This is a genomic window from Mucilaginibacter sp. 320_HR (assembly GCF_059691875.1).
The window spans coordinates 138,726-160,652 of sequence record NZ_JCAWAI010000005.1 but is presented as its reverse complement, the minus strand read 5'-3'; the positions used below and the strand labels follow the sequence as shown (position 1 = coordinate 160,652).

Annotated in this window: 22 protein-coding genes; 13 read left to right on the top strand and 9 right to left on the bottom strand. The window is 44.9% G+C overall.

Going from position 1 to position 21,927, the window contains the following annotated elements:
* Nucleotides 1–13: 13 nt before the first annotated feature.
* Complete coding sequence (locus tag AC59GT_RS18080; RefSeq protein WP_497238945.1) at nt 14–1,204, bottom strand: GAF domain-containing sensor histidine kinase; 1,191 nt, start codon at nt 1,202–1,204, stop codon at nt 14–16.
* Nucleotides 1,205–1,813: 609 nt separating this feature from the next.
* Here AC59GT_RS18080 and AC59GT_RS18075 point away from each other — a divergent pair.
* The 13 genes from AC59GT_RS18075 to AC59GT_RS18015 all read left to right on the top strand — a co-directional run bounded on the left by AC59GT_RS18075 (nt 1,814) and on the right by AC59GT_RS18015 (nt 12,383).
* Nucleotides 1,814–2,671, top strand: coding sequence for a helix-turn-helix domain-containing protein (locus AC59GT_RS18075; RefSeq protein ID WP_497238944.1), 858 nt, complete (start codon nt 1,814–1,816; stop codon nt 2,669–2,671).
* Between the two features lie 72 nt (nt 2,672–2,743).
* Nucleotides 2,744–3,565, top strand: a complete 822-nt coding sequence (locus AC59GT_RS18070) for a phosphotransferase (protein ID WP_497238943.1) — start codon at nt 2,744–2,746, stop codon at nt 3,563–3,565.
* Nucleotides 3,566–3,608: 43 nt separating this feature from the next.
* Nucleotides 3,609–4,808 (top strand): alpha/beta hydrolase-fold protein, encoded by a 1,200-nt coding sequence (locus AC59GT_RS18065; RefSeq protein ID WP_497238942.1) that lies wholly within the window; start codon nt 3,609–3,611, stop codon nt 4,806–4,808.
* Between the two features lie 22 nt (nt 4,809–4,830).
* The gene (locus AC59GT_RS18060) at nt 4,831–6,129 is read left to right on the top strand and encodes a serine hydrolase (RefSeq protein WP_497238941.1); all 1,299 of its coding nucleotides are present in this window, start codon (nt 4,831–4,833) and stop codon (nt 6,127–6,129) included.
* Between the two features lie 78 nt (nt 6,130–6,207).
* A complete protein-coding gene (locus tag AC59GT_RS18055; protein WP_497238940.1) occupies nt 6,208–6,414 on the top strand; it encodes a hypothetical protein in 207 nt (68 codons plus the stop codon).
* Nucleotides 6,411–7,313, top strand: a complete 903-nt coding sequence (locus tag AC59GT_RS18050; RefSeq protein ID WP_497238939.1) for an NAD(P)/FAD-dependent oxidoreductase — start codon at nt 6,411–6,413, stop codon at nt 7,311–7,313. The genes AC59GT_RS18055 and AC59GT_RS18050 overlap by 4 nt, the downstream gene beginning before the upstream one ends.
* A 9-nt stretch (nt 7,314–7,322) precedes the next feature.
* Nucleotides 7,323–7,916, top strand: a complete 594-nt coding sequence (locus AC59GT_RS18045) for a short chain dehydrogenase (protein ID WP_497238938.1) — start codon at nt 7,323–7,325, stop codon at nt 7,914–7,916.
* Entirely contained in the window at nt 7,913–9,085 is a 1,173-nt protein-coding gene (locus AC59GT_RS18040) for a sensor histidine kinase (protein ID WP_497238937.1), read from the top strand. Before AC59GT_RS18045 ends, AC59GT_RS18040 begins: the two co-directional genes overlap by 4 nt.
* On the top strand, nt 9,078–9,773 hold the full coding sequence (locus AC59GT_RS18035; RefSeq protein ID WP_497238936.1) for a LytR/AlgR family response regulator transcription factor: 696 nt from the start codon (nt 9,078–9,080) through the stop codon (nt 9,771–9,773). The genes AC59GT_RS18040 and AC59GT_RS18035 overlap by 8 nt, the downstream gene beginning before the upstream one ends.
* A 116-nt stretch (nt 9,774–9,889) precedes the next feature.
* On the top strand, nt 9,890–10,552 hold the full coding sequence (locus tag AC59GT_RS18030; protein ID WP_497238935.1) for a porin family protein: 663 nt from the start codon (nt 9,890–9,892) through the stop codon (nt 10,550–10,552).
* The gene (locus AC59GT_RS18025) at nt 10,549–11,187 is read left to right on the top strand and encodes a DUF4386 domain-containing protein (RefSeq protein WP_497238934.1); all 639 of its coding nucleotides are present in this window, start codon (nt 10,549–10,551) and stop codon (nt 11,185–11,187) included. The genes AC59GT_RS18030 and AC59GT_RS18025 overlap by 4 nt, the downstream gene beginning before the upstream one ends.
* Nucleotides 11,159–12,007 carry a CPBP family intramembrane glutamic endopeptidase gene (locus tag AC59GT_RS18020; RefSeq protein WP_497238933.1) on the top strand — a complete coding sequence of 283 codons (849 nt, stop codon included), beginning with the start codon at nt 11,159–11,161 and terminating at the stop codon, nt 12,005–12,007. The genes AC59GT_RS18025 and AC59GT_RS18020 overlap by 29 nt, the downstream gene beginning before the upstream one ends.
* Nucleotides 11,982–12,383 (top strand): DoxX family protein, encoded by a 402-nt coding sequence (locus tag AC59GT_RS18015; protein WP_497238932.1) that lies wholly within the window; start codon nt 11,982–11,984, stop codon nt 12,381–12,383. The genes AC59GT_RS18020 and AC59GT_RS18015 overlap by 26 nt, the downstream gene beginning before the upstream one ends.
* An 840-nt stretch (nt 12,384–13,223) precedes the next feature.
* Here AC59GT_RS18015 and AC59GT_RS18010 read toward each other — a convergent pair.
* The 8 genes from AC59GT_RS18010 to AC59GT_RS17975 form a co-directional block, all read right to left on the bottom strand.
* Nucleotides 13,224–14,126, bottom strand: coding sequence for an alpha/beta fold hydrolase (locus tag AC59GT_RS18010; protein ID WP_497238931.1), 903 nt, complete (start codon nt 14,124–14,126; stop codon nt 13,224–13,226).
* Nucleotides 14,127–14,173: 47 nt separating this feature from the next.
* The gene (locus tag AC59GT_RS18005) at nt 14,174–14,527 is read right to left on the bottom strand and encodes a GIY-YIG nuclease family protein (protein WP_497238930.1); all 354 of its coding nucleotides are present in this window, start codon (nt 14,525–14,527) and stop codon (nt 14,174–14,176) included.
* Between the two features lie 49 nt (nt 14,528–14,576).
* The gene (locus AC59GT_RS18000) at nt 14,577–15,008 is read right to left on the bottom strand and encodes a MarR family winged helix-turn-helix transcriptional regulator (RefSeq protein ID WP_497238929.1); all 432 of its coding nucleotides are present in this window, start codon (nt 15,006–15,008) and stop codon (nt 14,577–14,579) included.
* A gap of 206 nt (nt 15,009–15,214) precedes the next feature.
* A complete protein-coding gene (locus AC59GT_RS17995) occupies nt 15,215–16,123 on the bottom strand; it encodes an NAD(P)/FAD-dependent oxidoreductase (RefSeq protein WP_497238928.1) in 909 nt (302 codons plus the stop codon).
* A gap of 239 nt (nt 16,124–16,362) precedes the next feature.
* Nucleotides 16,363–17,286 carry a DMT family transporter gene (locus tag AC59GT_RS17990; RefSeq protein WP_497238927.1) on the bottom strand — a complete coding sequence of 308 codons (924 nt, stop codon included), beginning with the start codon at nt 17,284–17,286 and terminating at the stop codon, nt 16,363–16,365.
* A gap of 70 nt (nt 17,287–17,356) precedes the next feature.
* Nucleotides 17,357–18,526, bottom strand: coding sequence for a DJ-1/PfpI family protein (locus AC59GT_RS17985; RefSeq protein WP_497238926.1), 1,170 nt, complete (start codon nt 18,524–18,526; stop codon nt 17,357–17,359).
* Between the two features lie 97 nt (nt 18,527–18,623).
* Nucleotides 18,624–19,538: a GlxA family transcriptional regulator gene (locus AC59GT_RS17980; protein WP_497238925.1), complete on the bottom strand. Its 915-nt coding sequence runs from the start codon at nt 19,536–19,538 to the stop codon at nt 18,624–18,626.
* 111 nt (nt 19,539–19,649) lie between these two features.
* Entirely contained in the window at nt 19,650–21,926 is a 2,277-nt protein-coding gene (locus AC59GT_RS17975) for a multicopper oxidase domain-containing protein (protein ID WP_497238924.1), read from the bottom strand.
* Nucleotide 21,927: the final 1 nt, after the last annotated feature.

Sequence of the window (21,927 nt, the reverse complement as noted above, 5' to 3'; positions counted from 1 at the left end):
AAACAGGATTATTTCACTCTGCCGGCATTCGCAGCGTAAAACAAGTATGTGTTTTATCGCTCGTTACCTCAAGCGTTCCGCCATGTGCACGGGCAATTTCAGCAGCAATATAAAGTCCTAAGCCTAAACCGTGCTGCCCCGGCTTAATCTCTCCACGTGAAAAAGGATGAAACAACCGTTCTTTGATCGTCTCGGGAATTGGCTCACCCTGATTACTTACCGATAATAAAAAGCCATCTGCATCCTGTCTGGCACTAACCTGAACTGCCGCCTCCGGGCTGCCATGCGCAAGAGCGTTACCTAACAGGTTGGAAAACAGTTGTGCAATCCGACTGCTGTCGCAATTAACGCAATCCTGCAAATTGAATTTAGTGTTGATAACCCGGTCTGGCCAGATCACTTCCAGTTCTGTAACAATATGGCTTAACACTTCCTCCAGGTCTTCATGTGCCTTTAAGTCCAGAACAATCCCTTCACCTAATCTTCCCCTGGCAAAGTCCAGCAAATTTTCAATAAGGCCGGTGATGCGGTAAGCTGCATTTTGTACGATTACCACAAAACGCTCGGCCTGCTCCGGGAGGTGCATCTTTTGCAATACGCGCGCACTGTTGGCTACAGCACCCACCGGATTTCGAAGGTCATGTCCTAGGATAGCAATGAATTGCTCGCGCAGGGTGGCGATTTCCAGTTCTTTGGCAAGGCGGTCTTTTACCATATCCAGTTCGTACAGATTGTGCAGGTGTTGGGCGATCAGGTTGGCGTAAAGCTCAAACATACCTACTACCTCGGGTGAACTTAACCGTCTCGGCCGGGGATCGATAGCACACAACGTCCCAAAAAAGACACCGTTATTCAAAACAATGGGCACGGAGATATAGCTTTGAAAGCCATAAGTGGCCGGTGTATGGTGTTTGCAGTAAGTAGCGTCCTCTGCGACATGGTCTATGACAATCGTTTGATGATGCTGCCTAATCTCATTGCATAGCGTCGATTCCAGCTGAAGTTCTCCTCCAGGCTGCAATCCAAATGCAATCTCATCCTGCACTGCGCAGGCTACCCATTGGGAATCAGTTACCCTGGCAATAGCTGCAAAACCCATACCCGTAGAACGACAGACGACATTCAAAATAGAAGGCACGACTTCAATGCGTCTGATCAAGTCGATATCTTCTGGAATGGAACGATCAATTGGCTTTGGTGGCATTCTGTTGCTTTCGGTAGGCTAAGATAGGAAAATGCACTGCAATCTTACGACTTGAAAAGAACGGGTTTGCTAGTCTCGAATTAAACATTCATTACGGCATCGGTTCCCCTGCGTTGCAAATCATGGTTACATAACAGTGCTTTGTACATTGCTTGTCTTTACCATGCGATGGATAAAATTTGCTTCATCGCATATAGACGAAAGCCCGGTGCTGTTTTGTATTAATATCGTTCGGCTTATAAATCTGTCAGCTTGCTGTTAATTGGAATTGCTTAGTTGATCATTCGGCTTTCGTGGCCTTACTTTTGGCAATTGTTATTTTCCATTTAAGCATCCAGAAAGAATTTAGGCGTTATTTATCAGGAAGTTATAGGATTTTAGTACCAAACAAGCAACAAAAATTTCGTCCTTTTTAGGCCATATTTGTTCCTATCTTGTTTCCCGAGTGTTGATAACTTGGCAATACTAAGAATTATTTTCAAAAGGACGTTAATTATAACAAATGGCATAATATTTTGCTAATAATGAGTTTGAAAAAAGCCTTCGCTCAGTAATTACGGCGGGTACACCGCCTTTAGATCAATGCAGAATTTTCGTTAGATTTGGTTCATGACAACGATCCCCGTCAGGCACATTTCGGCCAGTTCGAAAGAACCGGGACTTACCAATTTGTTTAGCATCCGTAATCTTTCGGTTCTGCTGTCCGACAACGACATGGTTCAGGAACTGCACCGCCATGATTTCTTTTATGTGCTTGTTTTAAATAAAGCTGCCGGTCAGCATGTCATAGATTTTGTCCCTCATACTATTGCCGGGCCGGAGGTTTACTTTATGCGACCGGGACAAGTGCACCAACTGGAACTAGCGAAAGGAAGCACCGGCTTTTTGATACAGTTCAGTACCGAGTTTTATTTTCCAAAGGATAGCACAGCGCACCTTCTCCTGCGCACCGCCAGCTCATCAAACCATTATCCATTGAGTGCCGCAAGTTTCAGTAAACTGGAATCGTTTCTAAATCATATTGAGCGGGAGTATCTCGAAAAAGGAGAACGGTGCGAGGAGGCGATCATGGCAGTTATGAACATATTTTTTATTGAGCTAGTCCGCCTGAAGAAAGTTAAGTTGCCGGCAACAGCCAATCTTTATAACCAAGAACGACTTGATCAATTCCGGGAACTTTTGGAGACGAATATATTTACCCATAAACAAGTATCTGAATACGCGGAAATGCTCCATCTTTCGGTTTATCAGCTTAACGCCATCGCCAAAGCGACTTTGGGTAAAACCTGCTCGGAGCTTATTAATGATCAAATCATACTTGAGGCGAAACGTTGTCTGCTGGCCACCTCCAGGCAGGTCAATCAGACGGCCTACCGATTGGGTTATGAAGATGTTTCCTATTTTATCCGGTTCTTCAAAAAACAGACAGGTTATTCACCTGAGGCATTTCGCCAGCAATACCAGTAACCTTGCAGACGATCCCGGTGCTTTGGCATAATAACTTTCTGCGTCCATTCACTACAGCTTACATTTAACCCGATGATACCATTACCCGAAGAAGTTAAGCAAGTAATAGACCAAACCTTTCCGGGCGGCACCCTGGATACAACCGAAGTATTGTCAGGCGGCTTATCCGGCTTGCCTGTTTATAAGATTTTCGTTGATGGCAAACCATACGTTTTAAAATTGGCTATACCATCGGCTTGTATGCTGATCGCTGCGGAAGCAGGTATTGCCCCAGAAGTCATTTCCGGCAAAGGCGCGGCAGTATCCATTTCGGCCTATATTGAAAATCAGCCGAACCTTTCCCTACTTGAATTGGCGCACACGATCAAGCGCATCCATAGCTTACCCGCATTTCCGGCAGGCCCACCTTTGTTGTCCATGGTCGATGGCCTGATCGCACAGTTCAATGCTACCGGGCTTGAAGAGTGCCTGTCTTTTTATAGCGAGATCAGGAAGCATTATCCCTGGAATGACGACGACCGGGTGCCGAGCCATAACGACCTTAACCCCGGCAATATTATTTTTGATGGGGAGAAGATATGGGTGATCGATTGGGATGCGGCGCATCAAAATGACCGCTACGTCGACCTGGCCATAGGTGCGAACTTTTATGTAGTAAACGAGGAACAGGAAAGGGTTTTTCTCGCGACCTATTTTGGTGATAGTGTAACTGCTTACCAATTTGCCCGCTTCTTTTTAATGCGGCAGGTCTGCCGGATCGTTTTTGGCATACTCCTGTTTGATAAGGGAACGCTCGGGCAGTCTTTGTTGAATAGTGCTTTGACCGATATGCGTTTGCCCCGTTTCGCAGATGAAATCAGCAGGATGGCAGACAACCAGGCTATATTGGCATAATAAAATACAGTGCGTCAATCGTATAGCGTAGGTTTGCGCCATCATGAAAATAACACTCAGCCTGTTTATCCTTTTATTTTCCGCAGTACAGGTCAGCGGCCAGTCCTCCAGTAATTTTAGTTTAGGCTTTGCGGATAGTGTCCGGTCGGACGTTTTAAAAGAACAGCGTCCTTTGCTGATCTACACGCCGTATCAAGGTAAAACCCAAAGCAGCTACCCTGTGCTTTACGTATTGGATGGCGAAAATAATTTCCGATCGGTGGCAGTCACGGTGGAACGTCTGGCTGATATGGGCCTTTGTCCGCCCATGATCGTAGTAGGCGTCCCAAATACCGACCGGAGCCGGGACCTCACACCAACGACGGTAGCCAACAACAGCGACGGGGTGAAAAACTCCGGCGGCGGTGAGCGGTTCCTGACTTTTATCGCAAAAGAACTAATACCCTATATCGATAAGCATTATCCGACCACGTCCTATAAATTATTGATGGGGCATTCACTGGGCGGATTAATGGTCGTACAGGCCCTGGTCCATCATCAAAAAATATTCAATGCCTACATCGCCATAGAACCCTCCATTTGGTGGGATAGCCACAAATTGCTGAATGAAGCGAAAGAGGCTTTAGTGAAAAATTCCTATGCCCAGAAAACACTATTTCTGGCCTTGGCCAGTCATGCAGAGCCAGGCGTAGATACGATAGCTGTTCAGGCCGATACTACAGAACAAACGCAATTGACCAGGTATAATATAGATCTGATCCATCACATCAATAAACATCCGGAGTGTAAACTTCGGTTTGCAGAAACGTACTATCCGAAAGACAATCATGGAACCGTTCCGTTGATCGCAGCTTATGATGCGCTGCGCTTTGTTTTTGATTATTATGTCTTCCCGCGGGATTCGAGACATACCATCACTAATCCTAATTTATCAGCAGTGATCACCGCTCATTACGAAAAGATCACCGACGAACTGGGTTACCGGGTACTACCGGATGAGTCCTTGGTCAATAACCTGGGCTATTACGCATTAAGGGAAAAGCGATTCGATATGGCTGGGGAACTGTTCGCGTTAAACGTGCGCAATTATCCGCTTGATGCCAATCCGCTGGATTCTTATGGGGATTATTACCTGGCCATAAATGATAAAAAAAATGCACGCCTGAACTTCCAAAAGGCCTTGGCGATTAGAGAGATTCCTGAAACAAGGGCTAAACTGAATTTGCTTTTAAAAGACAAATAGCAACATGAAAAATTTATCCTTCATGCTGGTTCTGGCCTGTCTCTTTTCTTCGGCTTATGCCCAACCTTACGAAAAGCAAATCGATTCCCTGATCCAAAAGGCGATCCGTCTTAACCGGTTCAATGGTTCAGTACTGGTTTGCAAGAATGGGAAGATCGTGTATGAAAAAGCATTTGGTTACCAGGATGCGGCGAAAAAAATACCAAATACTACCAATACGGTTTACCAGATCGGCTCGACTACCAAGGAGTTTACGGCCGGTGTAATTTTGAAGCTGGTCGAGCAAAGCAAATTATCATTGAACGACAAGCTGAGTAAATACTTTCCGGACTTTAAGCGTGGCAATGAGATCACGATCAAACACCTGCTGACGCATACTTCGGGCATTTACGAGATCCTGCGGGATACCAATGCCGTTACGGAAAGTACGAAACCAAGGAGTAAAGCGAGAATGCTCTCTTTCTTTAAGGATAAGCCTTTAGATTTTGATCCGGGTACGCAATATGCTTATAGCAATTCGGGCTATATGCTGCTGGGCCTGATCATTGAAAAGGTGACGCATCAACCGTACGAACAGGTAGTACGCCAGCTTATTTTAAAGCCTTTGGGTATGAGCCATTCCGGATTTGACTTTGTCAATCTTAAAAGTCGCAACAAAGCAATTGGCTATTCCAAATACATGCAATCGGTTAAAGAACCGTCAGCGATGTGGGATTCGACGGCGACCTATTCCGCAGGTTCTTTATACAGCACGGTCGGCGATCTTTACCGATGGCACCAAGGCGTACTCCATCACAAAGCCTACAGCGCAAAAAGTTTGGCAATGGCCACTACACCATTCTTAGAGGGCTATGGTTTAGGTTGCTGGATCGATACCATCTATGGCAAAAAAGTGGTATCGCATGGTGGAAATATTTTAGGATTCACGGGGTATTACGGGCGTATCCAGGAAGAAGACGTGAGTATCATTATCCTTAACAATATTTACAACCACCAGATCGAAACCATCGGGCAGTCCATTCTTGCCATACTTTATGATAAGCCATATCACTATTTTGATGAGATCACGCTTACGTCAGCTGAAGCAGCGCAATACGTCGGTGACTACGAAATAAATGATCACGATAAAGTGACTATCAGTAGTGCTGGCAACCGTTTGTTTATCCAGCGCAACAACAAGGATAGGTTCGAGATCTTTGAATATCAAAAGAACGTCTTCTTCCGCAAGGACGATGATATCCGCATATCCTTCAAAAATGATAGAATTACAATAATTGAAGGGCTGAGCACCAAGCGTGGTGATAAGGCCAATTTGAGATAAGTCCTATACATCTCTTTTCTCGTCCTATCCGGCGGCGCTGGCCGCCGGTACCTTTGTGGTAACAAAAGAAATTCCACAATGACCACAAAAATCAAGCTAATCACCATGCTCAAAATCTGGCTGGTGATCTACCCCTCCATCACACTCTTTCTCTATTTCTTCGGACAGCACCTGGCTGTTTTGCCTTTATATCAGCGTACCCTTTTACTTACAATCGTATTAGTGCCCTGGATGGTATTTGCCGGTCTGCCATTTATTAACTGGGTAAAATCGAAATTGATATGAACCGCATATTTGACGTCATTATCATCGGCGGGAGCTATTCAGGTATGGCGGCCGCCATGGCTTTGGGCCGGGCAAGAAGAGACGTGCTGATCATTGACAGCGGCAAACCTTGCAACGCTCAAACGCCCCATTCTCATAATTTCCTGACTATGGATGGGGAAAAACCTGCCGAGATAGCCGCCACAGCCAAGCGACAAGTTTTACAATACCCAACAATCACCTTTTTAGAAGACGTTGCCATTAAGGCGACAAAAACGGCGAATGGCTTCGAAATCAAAGCCGCCTCGGGTGAAACGTACGCGGCAAGTAAACTGGTTTTCGCGACCGGCATTCGGGATATGCTGCCTGCAATTACGGGCATAGCCGAATGCTGGGGCATTTCTGTTTTGCATTGCCCATTTTGTCACGGTTATGAAGTTCGGGATGAACAGACCGGCATTTTCGGGAATGGTGAAACCGCTTATGAATTGGCCAGCCTAATCACGAATTGGACTGACGACCTTACCATATTTACGAATGGACCATCTACTTTGACACCCGAACAAAATACCAAACTGGGCAGTCACAGCATCAAGGTAATCGAAAATGAAATCGACAATTTGGAGCATAGCGCAGGCTACTTGAAACGCCTAATCTTTAAAGACAGCACCACAGCCACTTTAAAAGCCGCTTATGTCCGTAATCCTTTCCGACAGGTTTGCCAGCTACCCGAAGCGATGGGTTGCGAAATAACGGAGGATGGCTATATCAAAGTGGATCCCATGCAGGCCACCACAGTTCCCGGCATTTTCGCCTGCGGAGACAACACCAATAAGTTGCGTACCCTCGCAAATGCCGTCGCTACGGGAACTACCACTGGCATGGTCATTAGCAAACAACTCGTTTCATCAGAATTTTAAGATCATATCATGAAAATTATAATTGTAGGTGCCACCGGCACTATGGGGCAGTATTTAGGTACTGCATTTGAAAAAGAACACGAGATCATCCGGGTCGCTTCCAAAGGCGGCGATATTCAGGCGAATATTACTTCGAGGGAATCCATTGAACAAATGTATAAACAGGTCGGCACGTTCGATGCGCTGATCTCTACGGCTGGACCGACCTATGTTGGGCCCTGGTCGAAGATGGGAGATGCTGAGTTCTGGAAAGGCGTGGAAGGCAAAATGATGGGGCAGATCAATTTAGTAATGATCGGTCAGCATTATATCAATTCTAAAGGTTCGTTTACTTTAATAACGGGCGCTTTGACGGAACACCCGCAAAAGAATTTCGCCAATGCTTCGGCAGCTAACGGAGCAGTTGAGGGCTTTGTACGGGCCGCGGCTATTGAACTGGAAAACGGCATCCGCATCAATGCGGTCAGCCCGACCGTGATTGAAGATTCGCCGCAGTATTTTCCTTATTTCCCCGGCGAGATCCCAACCACCATGCGACAATTGGAGTACGGCTTCCGAAGAAGTTTGTTCGGCGCACATACCGGGCAGATCATCAAACCATGATCATCTTATTGAGCAAACCGATCCATTGGCAGACATATATGGGCGGTTTGCATATTATAATGCTGCAATGCCGGAATAAAGCGACACATTTACAGGTGATTATGAAAAAATATTTCGCCGTCATTCTGAATATTGGCTTCTGGGCCTGCTATTTCCTCCTGATCGGCATACTCATCGCGCTGTACAATAAAAGCAGCCCGCCGACCAGCGATCATGTCGCAAGGATGGTGAACGCGTTTAAAAACCTTTTTTTGTTTGCCCTCCTGCCATCGGCAATTACTTATATCCTTTATTATTTTCTGTTGTTTCCAAAATACTTGCAACAACGAAAGTTCTGGCTTTCGCTTTTTTGGGGTTTGCTGATCGCTGTTGGGGCGGCCGTGTTATCTTATATCCTGCACCGCTATTTCATAGAAACCGGGAAAGTTTTAGATATGGACGAGGGTGGCAAATACGGGCGAAGTACGGCTGGACGGGTCATTATGGTGACTTCCTTTATTAACCTGATCGCCGGTGTGATCGCTTTAAGCATCAAAGGTTTTGCCACCTGGGTTTCCGAGATCCGTCTGAAAGAGCTGTTAAAGGAAAAAAACTACGAAATGGAAATGGCATTAGTCAAATCACAGCTTGACCCGCATTTGCTGTTTAACACTATCAATAATATCGACGCGCTGATCTTAAAAGACGCAGTTAAAGCCTCCAATTATTTGAATCAGTTATCGGGGATCATGCGCTTCATCCTGTATGAAACCAAGACCGAGCTGATCTTGCTGCATAAAGAAGTAGAATACCTCGAGAAATACATCGCCCTGCAAAAGATCAGGACGGCCAATCAAAAGTATGTAAGTTTTTCCGTGACCGGCGTGATGGGTAATAAACAGATCGCACCAATGGTTTTTATTCCTTTCATCGAAAACGCCTTTAAACACACCAACAATAAAAAACTGGAGGATGCTATCACGATTGAAATTTTCGTGAATGACGACAATATCCGTTTGCTCTGCGCCAATAAGTTTGATCCGCGGCCGTCGGCCCGGCAACCCGATAGCGGCTTGGGCAACGATTTGATCCGCAAGCGGCTGGAATTGCTATACAAGGGTAAACATAGCTTGCGCGTGGATAAAACTAACGAATTATACACGATTGATTTAATGATCCCCAATGGATAAACTGAGCTGTATTATTATCGAAGACGAGCCACTGGCACTGGATAAGACTAAAGATTTTATCGAAAAGATTCCCTTCCTGGCGCTTGCAGCGACCTTTGATAACGCGCTGACCGGGTTAGCCTATTTGAATAGCCATAAGGTCGACCTGCTTTTCCTGGACATCAATATGGATGAATTGACGGGTATTGAATTGCTGGAAAGTTCGAAAATTACCAGCCAGGTTATCATTACCACCGCGTACCAGGAATATGCTTTGAAAGGCTACGAACTGAAGATCACAGATTACTTGTTAAAGCCATTTACTTTTCACCGCTTCCTGCAAGCGGTGAATAAAGCCCAGGACAACCTGGCTCCAAAAACGGGCGATGCTGCGCCTGATTTCATCTTTGTCAAAACTGAGAACCGGCTGGAAAAGATCATGATCAGTGAGATCATTTATATCGAAGGGATGCGGGATTACCGGCGTATCCACACCACCACTAAAAAGGTGATGACCTTGCAGAATTTTAGCGAGTTCGAGCGGTTGATCCCGGCCAGTTTGGTTTGCCGGGTGCATAAGTCATTTATGATCGCAGTAAGCAAGATCGAATCCATTGAGCGCAGCCGGATCAAGATCGCCGACCAGCTGATCCCGGTTTCCGATACCTATAAGGAAACGTTCTTCCAACTCATCAATACCCGGACTTAGTTTGCAGACGAATACGCGCCTTAGGCAGACATCTAAGGTTACTTGGCATATCGGAATTTAGCAAGTTAAGTCATTCATATACTTTTGGTTAAGAAAAAAAATTCAAACAAAAGAAAATGAAAAAAACCTTATTTACCGGCCTCTTTTTAAGCCTATCGTTTTTTGCAGTTGCGCAAACGACCGACACGGCCAAAACAACAAAAACCTATTTGGACCCTCTGCTTAACCTGATCAGCACGAACCTGAACTATGGTGATGCGAACAGCAAATTGAGCGATTACAAAAAATCTGTACTGGGAGCCCAGGTCGGCATGTCCTTCCAGGCTGGTATCACTCCGGCATTCTCATTGGTATCTGAATTGTATTTCACCACCAAAGGTGGCAAACTGAAAGATGCTAACCCCTTAACCACCCAGGCTTCGACAATTCGCTTATATACATTTGAATTGCCTTTACTGGCGCGTTTTCATTTATGTGAGTTTCATATTAATGCCGGGCCATCTATCGCTTACAATTTTTATGGTACTAAAAACATTAATGACCAAAACAGCGATCTTTCCTTCGGTTCAGGCAATCACAGCTATAAACGCTTTGATGCCGGCCTGCAAGCAGGTGGTGGTTATACTTTCCATACCAAAACCAAACGGATCGCGCTTGACTTGCGCTACAACTATGGCCTGACCAATATTTCCAATGGGCAGGAAATGTATAACCGTAGCTTTATAGTGAGCATTCACGTTTCTAAGGCTTGGAAAACCAATCCATTCGCCAAGAAATGAGCCCAAATCGTAAAACTGCATTGGTGGCAGGTATTTGCTATTTGCTCACCTTTGTTTCGATCCCGACCATTGCACTTTATGGCACAGTGCACGCTGCGCATTTTAATGGCCCTGCTACACCTGTTTTAATTGGGGGCATACTGGAGATCATCGTGGCACTGGCCGGTATAGGTACCGCCATTGCTTTATACCCGGTACTCAAAAAGCAACATGAAGGACTGGCGCTGGGCTTTGTTGCCTCCCGTACACTCGAAGCGGCTACCATATTTGCCGGCGTCGCTTTCCTGCTAACTGCGGTAAGCCTGCGGCAAACCGGGATGCTGGTGGTGCTTTATGACCGGATGTTCCTGATTGGGCAGAGTTTGATACCTGCGATCAATGCCGTGCTGCTCGGCTCCTTATTATTTCAATCACGCCTCGTGCCTCGCGTATTACCCATGCTGGGCTTTGTTGGCGCTACACTGCTAATCATTTCATGGGCCGCTACCTTATTCGGGCTAATCGGCAGGGTTTCGCCTGTGGCGGGTATTATGGCATTACCGATTGCTGCCTGGGAATTTTCGCTGGGGCTCTATCTCGTTATCAAAGGATTTAAAAACATTAACTATGAAAAAAATATTAACCCATCCGATTAGCCGGATCACTCTGGGTCTGCTGGCCTGCCTGATCGTGTTTATCGCAACACAAAATATCAGTGCTTTCCTGCTTAACGAAACGGGCAAGGAGATTAGGAACCTTGTAAAAGGAGTACTCGCGTCTATTGCTGTAATTGTAACCTATCGAGTGTTTTTCAAATGGATCGAAAAACGTCCGGTTACCGAACTGTCGAACTGGAACCTGTTTAAAAATTTAGTTTGGGGGATCTCGATTGGCGTGAATATCCAATTGCTAACGATGCTGGTCATTTACCTGAACGGCAGCTTTAGGATTATCGCGGTTAACCCGATTTCCTTTATCATTATCCCGCTGGCGATCGCTTTTACCGTTGCCATCTTCGAAGAAATATTGATACGGGGCATCATATTCCGGATCATCGAAGAAAAATTAGGTAGTTACCTCGCGTTATTTATTTCCGCATTGATCTTTGGCGCTTTGCATTTATTCAACCCTCATGCGACCATTATCTCAGCCTTCTGCGTAGCTGTAGAAGCCGGTCTGTTGTTAGGCTCGGCCTATATCTATTCGCGGAGTTTATGGCTACCAATCGCTATTCACTTTGCCTGGAACTTTGTGCAATCGGGGATCTTCGGCGCGGTCACTTCGGGAAATGACGGCACGTCCGGATTCTTAACCACGCAACTATCGGGACCGGAATGGATCAGCGGTGGCCAATTCGGGCCGGAAGGTACGGTACAGGCAACCATTTTTTGCCTTGTCACTGCTGGTATTTTCATGTATTTAAACATCAAAAATAACAAGTTAATCCCTTATGGAAACTTCAAAAAAGCACAATAAAATATATTGGACCTTGCTGATCTTGCTAAGTATCTTCTTTTTGATCAGCGGATATTTGGAGGTTACGAAAAATCCGGTAACCTATTTAAAAACGCTGAAAATGGGTTATCCTCCGTATTTTATTCTGGCCTTGGGCATCGCGAAGTTTATGGGCGTTAGCGCCTTACTGCAACCTTGGTCCAAACGGTTAAAAGAATGGGCGTTTGCGGGCTTTGTGTTTGACGTGATCTTCGCCTTTATATCGGGTTTGGCCATCGCGAGTTATGGCGATTGCTTTAAGTCCTCTTTTGTATTTTTTGTTGTGATCGTGACTTACTTATTACATCAAAGAAAATGTTTGAAACTTACAATTAAAGCAGATACTGATTGTGGATAGATATCTCTTTCTTGAGCATAGCGGCTATTAATTTATCGACCGTTTCAATGTATATCCATTTATCGCTTGCCAAGCGATGATCGTTGTGCTCGCCACGCTGGCCATACGCCCATTATTAAAGGAAATCTTTAGGAACTTTTAAAACTTTTAATACTACAACGGCGATACAGATTTTTATATTTTAGTAAGAACATACTATCATCGGACCTATAAACACGCTTCAAAACTCTACTAAAACAGAAAAGCCCTTAACAATTAAGTTAAAGGCTTTTTGCATTTTGCGCCCCATGATGGAGACCCTTTAATTACATCCATTGAAGCATGCTTTGTGGACCCTAACAATTTGGTGTTTACACCGGTTATAAGAAAAAAATTTACAGGGTATCAGAACGTAACGCATTGCCAATCTCACATACAATTGAAGACTTAACAAGGATGTTTTTCAGCAACACCCGTTACAAAAGACGGTTAATTTCCAAAAAATTGTTAAAGATTTTCAATAACGATTTCATAAAATTGATTTTTAAAACCTAAATTAAACTGACAGCGAGCGAATCTGTTAACAGCCCCTTGGCACCTAAGTAAAAATCTAAATAAAAAATAACTAATAACATATAATCCACTTTCGCACCGAGAAACTATAAAGATATTAAATATCACGTCGTTAGAGTTTTCAATAGCAAAATAGAAAACAAACGATTGAATTATCTTTATGCTACTTTGAAGTCGTCTACCCATTTTGAATTATTAGCAGGAGAATCATTCATGACGGAATCGCGAAGGAGCGGCTTAATATGCTTCAAAGACCCAATTTATCATATTAGATGACGCATATGACGATCATCTGGACGAACCCCTAATCGCATTGCGGAAAATTGCCTCGGCTATTGGCGGGTATAATAGTGATGGTATATGGTGGCCCATACCATCTATAAGCATAAATTCCGCCCGTTTTATTGTCCGTGCAGTATCTATGCCACATTCCGGAAGAAAGATTGGATCGTCAGAACCATGAATTACTAAAGTCGGAGCCTTGATTTTCTGTAAATATTCCTTTTTATATCCAGTTGTAATGATTGCCAGCAGTTGTCTCCATAATCCACCGCTCTGATTTTTGGACCGGACGAATTCCTGTTCGATCATTGCAATTTCCTCCTTTTCATCCAAGCTAAATTTACTACCGGCTATCCTTTTAGCAAATGCGAGACGCTGATTTAAATTTGCCTTTTTATCATAGGCGGCATCTGGCTTTGGCGCTATCATCATTGCCATGACATCTGCCTCGGTTGGAGGAAGAGCGGGATTCATGGAAGTGGACATAATTGATGTCAATGACAAAACTCTTTCCCGATACTGGCTAGCAAATAGCTGCGCAATTATCCCGCCCATTGAGCGTCCGACAATATGGGCTTCTGTGATCGATAAGGCATCAAGAAGCCCGACTACATCTTCCACCATGTCAAACAAGGTATACGGGGCTAATATTTCCTTGCCTGATCGAAGCAATTCCAAAAAATTATTTGAATCAGGAACCTGCTCGTTGGCTAAAAATGTGGAGCAGCCGGAATCTCTATTATCAAATCTGATGACTCTAAATCCTTTTTCCGCTAATAACTCGCAAAATGGAGTCGACCAGCTAATCATCTGCGTCCCGAGGCCTGAAATTAAAACCAGATTATTAATGTTTTGCTCACCTGTAATAGCATAACACAGTTCTATATTTTTAACTTTTGCCGTAACCATATTATGCTATGTTGTATCTAAACTTTATTAAAAAGTGACTTTGAGATTTATTTCGCTACTTCATTATAGAAATCTGAATGACATTTCTTTAAAGTTGTCTTTTCCAGTTTCAATACTTCTTTGCGATAATTGACAGAAACAGAAGCATCATATACAATTTCGCTGATGATCTCAAACAAAAAACATTGTTCTCCTATTTCATTCCAGTCTTCCTGAAGTTTTTTATTTCCGAATTGTCCGCTGTTTAATGAATATCGTATTCTATTTATTAAGGCTCTGGCATTAATAGAGCCTTCGATATATTTCTTATTAGTAAACTTATTTTCTATTGATACCAGGCCTATAACAGGCTTGTCATTTCGCATGTCTTCTTTTATTTGCTTCCTTAGCGACTTTTCCATTCCTTGATATTTGTTAGCTGATTAAACATGCAACTGCTGTTGATCATGATTAATAAAGATTTCCGCCAAGAGCGGATAATGTTTCTGATAAAACTTTTAAATCCTTTTCTTTTAGTGAAGGTAAAAGATCTTTGGCTATCAGCTCCGCAGTTATTTTGGCTTCTTGAAGTAATTTTTTTCCGGCAATTGTAAGAACTACGTAGCTTACACGTCCATCTCTTATATATGATTCTCTTGCAATCAGACCAGTTTTTTCCATTGGCAAAAGAAGCCTCGTTACACCAGAAGCAGTGAGCCCTATTTCTTCAGCTAAATCTATTCTCCTCATTTTTTCACCAGGAGCATTCTCTAATATATTAAGAATAATAAAATCACTAAACCCAAGCCCGTGTACGCTCAACCGATCAAAGCGACGAGCGAGGATTGACTGAACTTTCATTATATTCATTAATATTACCAATGATCTGTTTATTGTTGACATATACTTGAGTAATCAATTATATTGCAAATATAGATTTAATTATTGAGAATATTCATACACAATAAATTCACCTCCTGAAGAAAAGAAAATAGTGTTCCCGGTTTGAGATCTGAAAGTGCTCTTTTAAAAAATTTATTCGGTACAGTGTCATAAGCGTATTCCGGTAGCAATAACGATCATCCCAAAATTATTTCTTTGTTGTCTGTTTAAAATTGTTCAGTGATCAATTGACGGCTAACCGTCATGCCTGCAGTAGTACCCGATGCTATCGCGTTGGCTACCGTTCTGTTTTTAGTGGTATTGTCGCCGCAGGCAAAAATGCCAGGTACGCTGGTAGCTTGTGAAGCATCTACCTGTATGTAACCTTCTTCGTTCAACATACAGCTCAAAAATTCAGGTAACGGGCAAGCCTGCCGGAACGGGCTGCGGATATAGGCAGCCGTCAGCGCTATTTTAGTATTATCTTTAAATTGAATATGGCGCAGGTTGCCCTGCTCATGCTCCAGTTGGACGATCTGTTTTTCAATAATGCTGATTTGGCGTTCAGCAAGCTTTTTATTTTGTCCGGTTGTAAAAGCTGCCGGGCCATTGGTAAAGATGGTCAGATCTTTAGTCCAGTTGCTGATCAACGTGGTCAATTCGTAAGCGGCATTGCCATTACCAATAATGCCCGTCTTTTTGTTCCGCACTTCATAGCCATGACAAAACGGACAGTGAAGCACAGAAATTCCCCAGCAGGCAGCCAGACCGTCATTAGCGGGCAGCATGTCCCTGATACCGGTAGCGAATATAAGTTTAGTGGCGTTAACGGTTCCACCGGATGCCATACCGATCTCAAACCCGTTGGCTGTCTTTGCCGCTTTAATAACTACGCCGTTCAAAAAAGTTACACGATGATATTCTTCTACCTGTTCACGGCCGAGCTTTGCAATGGCGGCCGGCGTTTCACCATCCCGGGTCAGGAAATTATGAGAAACCGGGGTTTGGGCATTGCAGGGCTTGCCGCTATCGATGATGAGTACATTGCGCAGTGCTCTGCCTAAAGCCAGGCCTGCTGCAAGTCCGGAATAGCTGCCGCCGATTATTATTACATCAAATTGAATTTGCGTTTTCATATTGTTTTTCTTTACTATACAAAATTACGGGTGACACCACAAGGCATATAGGACGATAAAAAAGTTGAATGGAACTTAACTCAAGATATTGCGAATCCGGCGGCCAGAAACTATCGATGTTCAATCTATATGAAACTCAGGCCAGGCGCTTAAGCAAGGTTATAATGCCTTTATCGATTAAACATATTGCTGTTGGCTAATATTTATCATAGAGTAAGATGCGGTAATCTCAGATATAGTTAACTATCAGCAGATTTTCTTCTTTTGTCATTAATCCGTATCAGAAAAACTCCCCCAAGGATAAACACCAGGCAACCGATTTGGGACAGTAGTATTGATTCTCCATACCATGCCCCCCATGTCAGCGCGATAAAAGGTATTCCATAACTGGCGCTTGCCGCAAAAACGGTATTGGTGCGTCTTGCGAGTTCAAAAAAGATCACCCAGCCCAAGGCTGTACCAAAAATACCCAACGCTGCGGCCGACAAACATCCTTTTATATAAACCGGCTGTGATAGTGGCATTTGAAAGAAGCCTGTCAGGAATAATATCATCAAACCGGGAATGGCGACTGAAAAAAGCGAATATGCCACTACAGCGAGTGAACTCAGCTGTTTCAGGCATCGTGCTACAAGGGCCATATTTAAAGCATAGCAAATCACTGCCACGATGATCAGGCTGCTGTATAATACGTTATGATTTCCGGAATTGTGCCCTGATAAAAACAGCAGCAACACGCCGCAGAAACCTGTGAGAATTCCCAGCAGCTGGTATTTAAATATCCTGACCTTAAAGAATACTGCGCCGATCATGATAGTAAATACGGGAGTCAGTGAATTTAATGTACCTGCCAAAGCGCTGTCGATCCGCGTTTCTGCAAAACAAAACAGCAGTGCGGGTAACAGGGTTCCGACAATACCGGATAAAAAAATGTAGCCGGTCAGTTTTTTTGGAACAGATGACCACTGACGAAGAATAACAGGAAGCAAAACGAGCGCGGCACAGATGATGCGCAGGGCCGCGACCTGGTACACATTAAACAGCTTGTTTCCGTGACTGTCGAATAAGGCAAGCTTCATAAGCACGAATGAACTTCCCCAGATCAGGAATATCAGGCAGAAAAGTATCCAGTTAAATATGTTTTTATTTTCAGTCCGGGGCATAAGATACGTTTGCGGCTATGATTAAAATTTGTCCAATACCGGTGAAACCCGGTATAGGACTGGCATCTGCTTAGTTATAATCGAGCATCAGCTTTACAATGTTTTGGAAAGGGCTGCCGTAAAGCTCACCGATGCGTTTCAGGCATACGTCTATCGGATATTGTCCTTTCTGGTCATAAGTCACCAGAACAGCCTTGCCAAAGCCTGAAACGGCTGACTGACCAGGAGCGGTCAGCAAATGGATCTCATCAGCTTTTGACGGGTCATTATCTCCGGTACTCAGGATGGTAAGTCCGTATCGGGTATGAACCGGCATACCGTCGGAGGTATAACCTTTTATAACTTTTGGGAATGAACGTCCGTAAGTATCAAGTATGCTTACCAGCTCAAATTCATTAATTCCATTGTGAAGAAAAACCCCAAGTTTCCGGTTCTGGCTGCTCACCGGTTTTATAGCCGAATTAAATTCGCTGTCAAATTTAATGGCAGTGCTTTGATGTGCGGTCTGGATCTCCGGATGCGGATAGCTGATGACCGCAGCCGCTGTTTTCATGACTTCCGGGCCGAACAGGTCATCGATTACTGTCAGGCTGCCTTCGACCGCATTGGAAACACCGGCAGTGCTGTACAGATTACCGCTATGGGCAACGCTGACATCTTTGATCCACCGGGGTTTACTGAAATGAGAGCTCAACATTGCAAAGTCAGACGCGTGACAAGTGATGGGAAGACCATCGTACAGGCCGGTAGCTGCAGCAGTTGAGGAACCGTCACATACGGCCAGCAATCTGGTGATTCCGGCATAGTGGTCTTTGATAAAAGAGACAACGGCCGGATCCTGTTTATCATCCCGCTTTGAAAGCGCCGGAACTACAATTACTGAAGCTGTCAGTCCGAGGGAATCGGCTTGTTTAAAAGACAGCTGCGGAAGTACATACAGATCCTTTTTGATGAGAACGGGCGCTTTTTCTTTTGAAACGATGAATACGTTCATTTTTCCCGTAGAGCTGAAAATATAGAAAGGCGCGAGCAAATCGAACATTTCAGTCGATTTGGGATCTGCAATAATCAGTGCGGTGGGTTTTGTCTTGTCATAGGCAGGCATATTCCAGACAATATCCTTTTCATTGAGATTCACTGACTGACCTGCGGCGGGGCGTGTCCCACCCAATACTGTCAGTGCTGCCGCCAGGCAGAATGCAAGCCGGCCGGCTGTTTTAAAGATCTTTAAAAATTTCATTTTGACTATTTTTTATAGTACAAAAATCCATCTTTCGGTTTCTGCTCAAATGACAATCAGCCGTCAGATAAGGACAAGCTGATTCTTTAAGAAAGATCTATTTTTTCAGTATGCGCTGCAGCTGTCTGGCTGTTTTGAAACCGCATTTCGCAGCTATGTAATCCATCGTAAAATCCGGATTATTCAGCATGGTGCCGGCAAACTCCCTCCGCAGCGCCGTATGGTATTCCAGTATGGTAGAACCGGTCTTTTCCTTGAACACCCTGCTGAGGTTGCGCGGGCTCATGTTCACCAGGGCGGCAAGAGTCTCTATGTTATTTTCTTCTGACAGATTATCGATCAGGTAATCCTGAACCTCATGAACCTGCGGGTTGATATGGTTACGGTAATCGAGGTAAATACTTTGCTGGCGGTGTTTGCCGCTCCTTCTGTGGTATACCACCAGGCCGCGGGCGACTTTATGGGTAAACAGCGGACCTTTCAGATCTTCAAGGATCGCGAGGGCAAGGTCAATTCCGGCACTGATACCGGCACTCGTGTAAACATTGTTACTTTTTACGAACAGGATTTCACCAAGTACCCTGGCGGTCGGAAACTCCTTTTGCAGGGCATCAACGCGGCGCCAGTGCGTGGTACATTCGGTATTGTGCAGCAGTCCCGCACGGCCGAGGGCAAAAGCACCGTTGCAAACTGAACACACGGTTATTCTTTTATCTGAACATGATTTGAGCCAGCTGAAGAAATCACGCTCGCCGTTGAACGAAATGCTGCTGACATAATCGAAGTCCATGCCGGGAACAAATATAAAATCGCCTTCCTTTAATGCGGCCTCTGAAAAATGAGCAAGTTTACCGAACCCCAGTCCGGATGTCGATACGGGATCAGTGCTGAAAGTATAGTATTCAAGTTCAGTTTCGAAGCCGTAAAATCTGGCCTCCGTGAATACCTGAACCGGACCCGCCAGGTCTAATATTTCGACGCCCGGCGGTATGATAAAAGCGATTTTTCTCATGGTTGAAATTAAGATTATTTCGCAAAAGTAAAGGGATCGCGGCCATAAACAGAGACAAACACCTGTCGTAAACAGACAGGTGTTTGTTAATGCGGAAAAACCGGGAAGCAGTTAGTAATTTAGTGTTATACCGGCGCCGAGCCCCATGTCGCTGTCATAATGGGACGAGATGCCGAAATACTTGGTGACCACATATTTAAAACCAGCCATGTATTCCTTGTCCGTATTGACCATAAAGTTAAATCGCAGTCTCTTTGACACCGGCACATCTTCCCTGGCCAGCTGCAGCCTGATCTTCCCGTAGGAATCAAACCTTACATCACCTTTAACCAGCAGCGGCAGGGTATATTCGACACCAACGCAAAAAGCGCTCCGGCGATCCGCTCCGCTAAGCTGCCCGAACAGGTTTTTCTCCGGTTCATCTACTTTGCGATACCGTAAATCCCAGCCGACATACGGGAGAAGCCATTGCATCTGACCGAGATATTTCCCGAAGTGGCTTTCCGTTTCATAGCCGTCACGGTTGTTCAGGCCGATTCGCCATTCCGTCTGGAGCTGGTAGCGTGTATTGGCCAGCATAACTTCCCCGTCGCTGCCGGTGCTTTCCAGCCCCACCTTTGACATCAGATAAAATTTGCGGTCATCAGCATATATTTTACGTATCGCGGCGGCGGGGTCAGGTATTTCCGGATTTGCGGGGCTGTTCTCATAGCTGAAGATCCTGCCCATACCGGCCATCATGTGGTAAAGAATATGGCAGTGAAAGAACCAGTCTCCGCTTTCGGTCGCCGCAAATTCGAGTGTATCAATTTCCATGGGCATAATATCTGTAACCGTTTTTAGCGGTGAACGGTCACCCTGTCCGTTGATCAGCCTGAAAAAATGGCCGTGAAGGTGCATAGGATGTCGCATCATGGTACCGTTATACATGATTATGCGGATATTCTCGCCTTTTCTGATCAGAATTTTATCAGTTTCAGAAACTGTCTTATTGTTTACAGACCAAACATACCGGTTCATATTGCCTGATAAGTTGAAATGCAGCTCTCTTACGGGCGCGTCCGGCAGCCTGGTATCTTCCGTCGCACGGAGCATGCTGTAATTGAGGGTTGTTATCTGCCGGCTTGAGTCGGCGGTTTCGGGGTACATTACCGTATTCATATCCATCTGCTGCAGGCTCATGCTCATTCCCATATCATTCATATCCCCGTTCATCCTCATCATATCGTTCATCATCTTCATACCCTCAAAGTATTTCAATTTTCCGAGAGGGACGGAATTTACCTTGGGGCCACTGCCGAGCCACAGCGATGTAGATTTGGTGCGGTCTTCCGCAGTTGCCAGAAATTCATACCTCCTGCTGTCAGGAACGGTAACCATAATATCGTAGGTTTCAGATACACCAACGATCAGCCGGTCAACTTCCACGGGTTCAACATCTTTTCCGTCATTGGCCACAACCGTAATTTTGCTGCCGGCATACTGCAGCCAGAAATAGGTGGACGAGCTGCCGTTGATCACCCTGAGCCTGACCCGGTCACCCGCTTTTAAACCGGGCGCGGCTGCTGCGGGCTTGCCGTTACTGAAGAAATGGTCATAGTATACATCGCTGACGTCCATCGCAGCCATTCTTTTCCATTCATTGATGAATTTAGTTTTAAAATGGCCGCTGCGTATCGCTTCAGCGTAGCTCTGCGTGCTGCCCTTGCGTATCCCGTACCAGTCGGTCGCATTGTGCAGGGACCTTTCCACCTGATCCGGAATTTCGTCAGTCCAGTCACTGAGCAGCAGCGTATATTCCTTTTGAAGCGGTTCGTGTTTTTTGTGAATGACAATAGCACCGTACATACCGCTCTGCTGCTGGTTCATGGTATGAGAGTGATACCAGTAGGTACCGTTCTGTACAACCGGAAAAGTATAGTAATGTGTTCCGCCCATCAGGATCGGCGCAGTAGTCAGGTATGACACACCGTCGTAGCGATTGGGCAGTATGAGGCCGTGCCAGTGGATTGATGTCTCCATCATCATTTCGTTATGAACGTATATCTCTGCAGTATCTCCTTCTGTGAATGTCAGCGTCGGGGCGGGAATGCTTCCGTTGATCGCTACCGCAGGCCTTTTCTTTCCGGTATAATTTACGGTAGTATCGGTGATGTACAGGTGATAGATCACGCGGTTGCCGATTTTTTGATAAAAGGGCTTGCGCCGTTCAGGCATCTGCATATTCATGCCCATGCTTCCGGTTTTGGGCATCAGCTGTTCACCTGTGGTTTGTTTTTTTGCCGGTGCAGCATCCATACCGTTACCATGCATATTCATTCCGCCTTCCTGACTGAACGCAATTGCCGGCAATAAAAGCCACATCAAAAAAGAGAAGATACTTTTCATC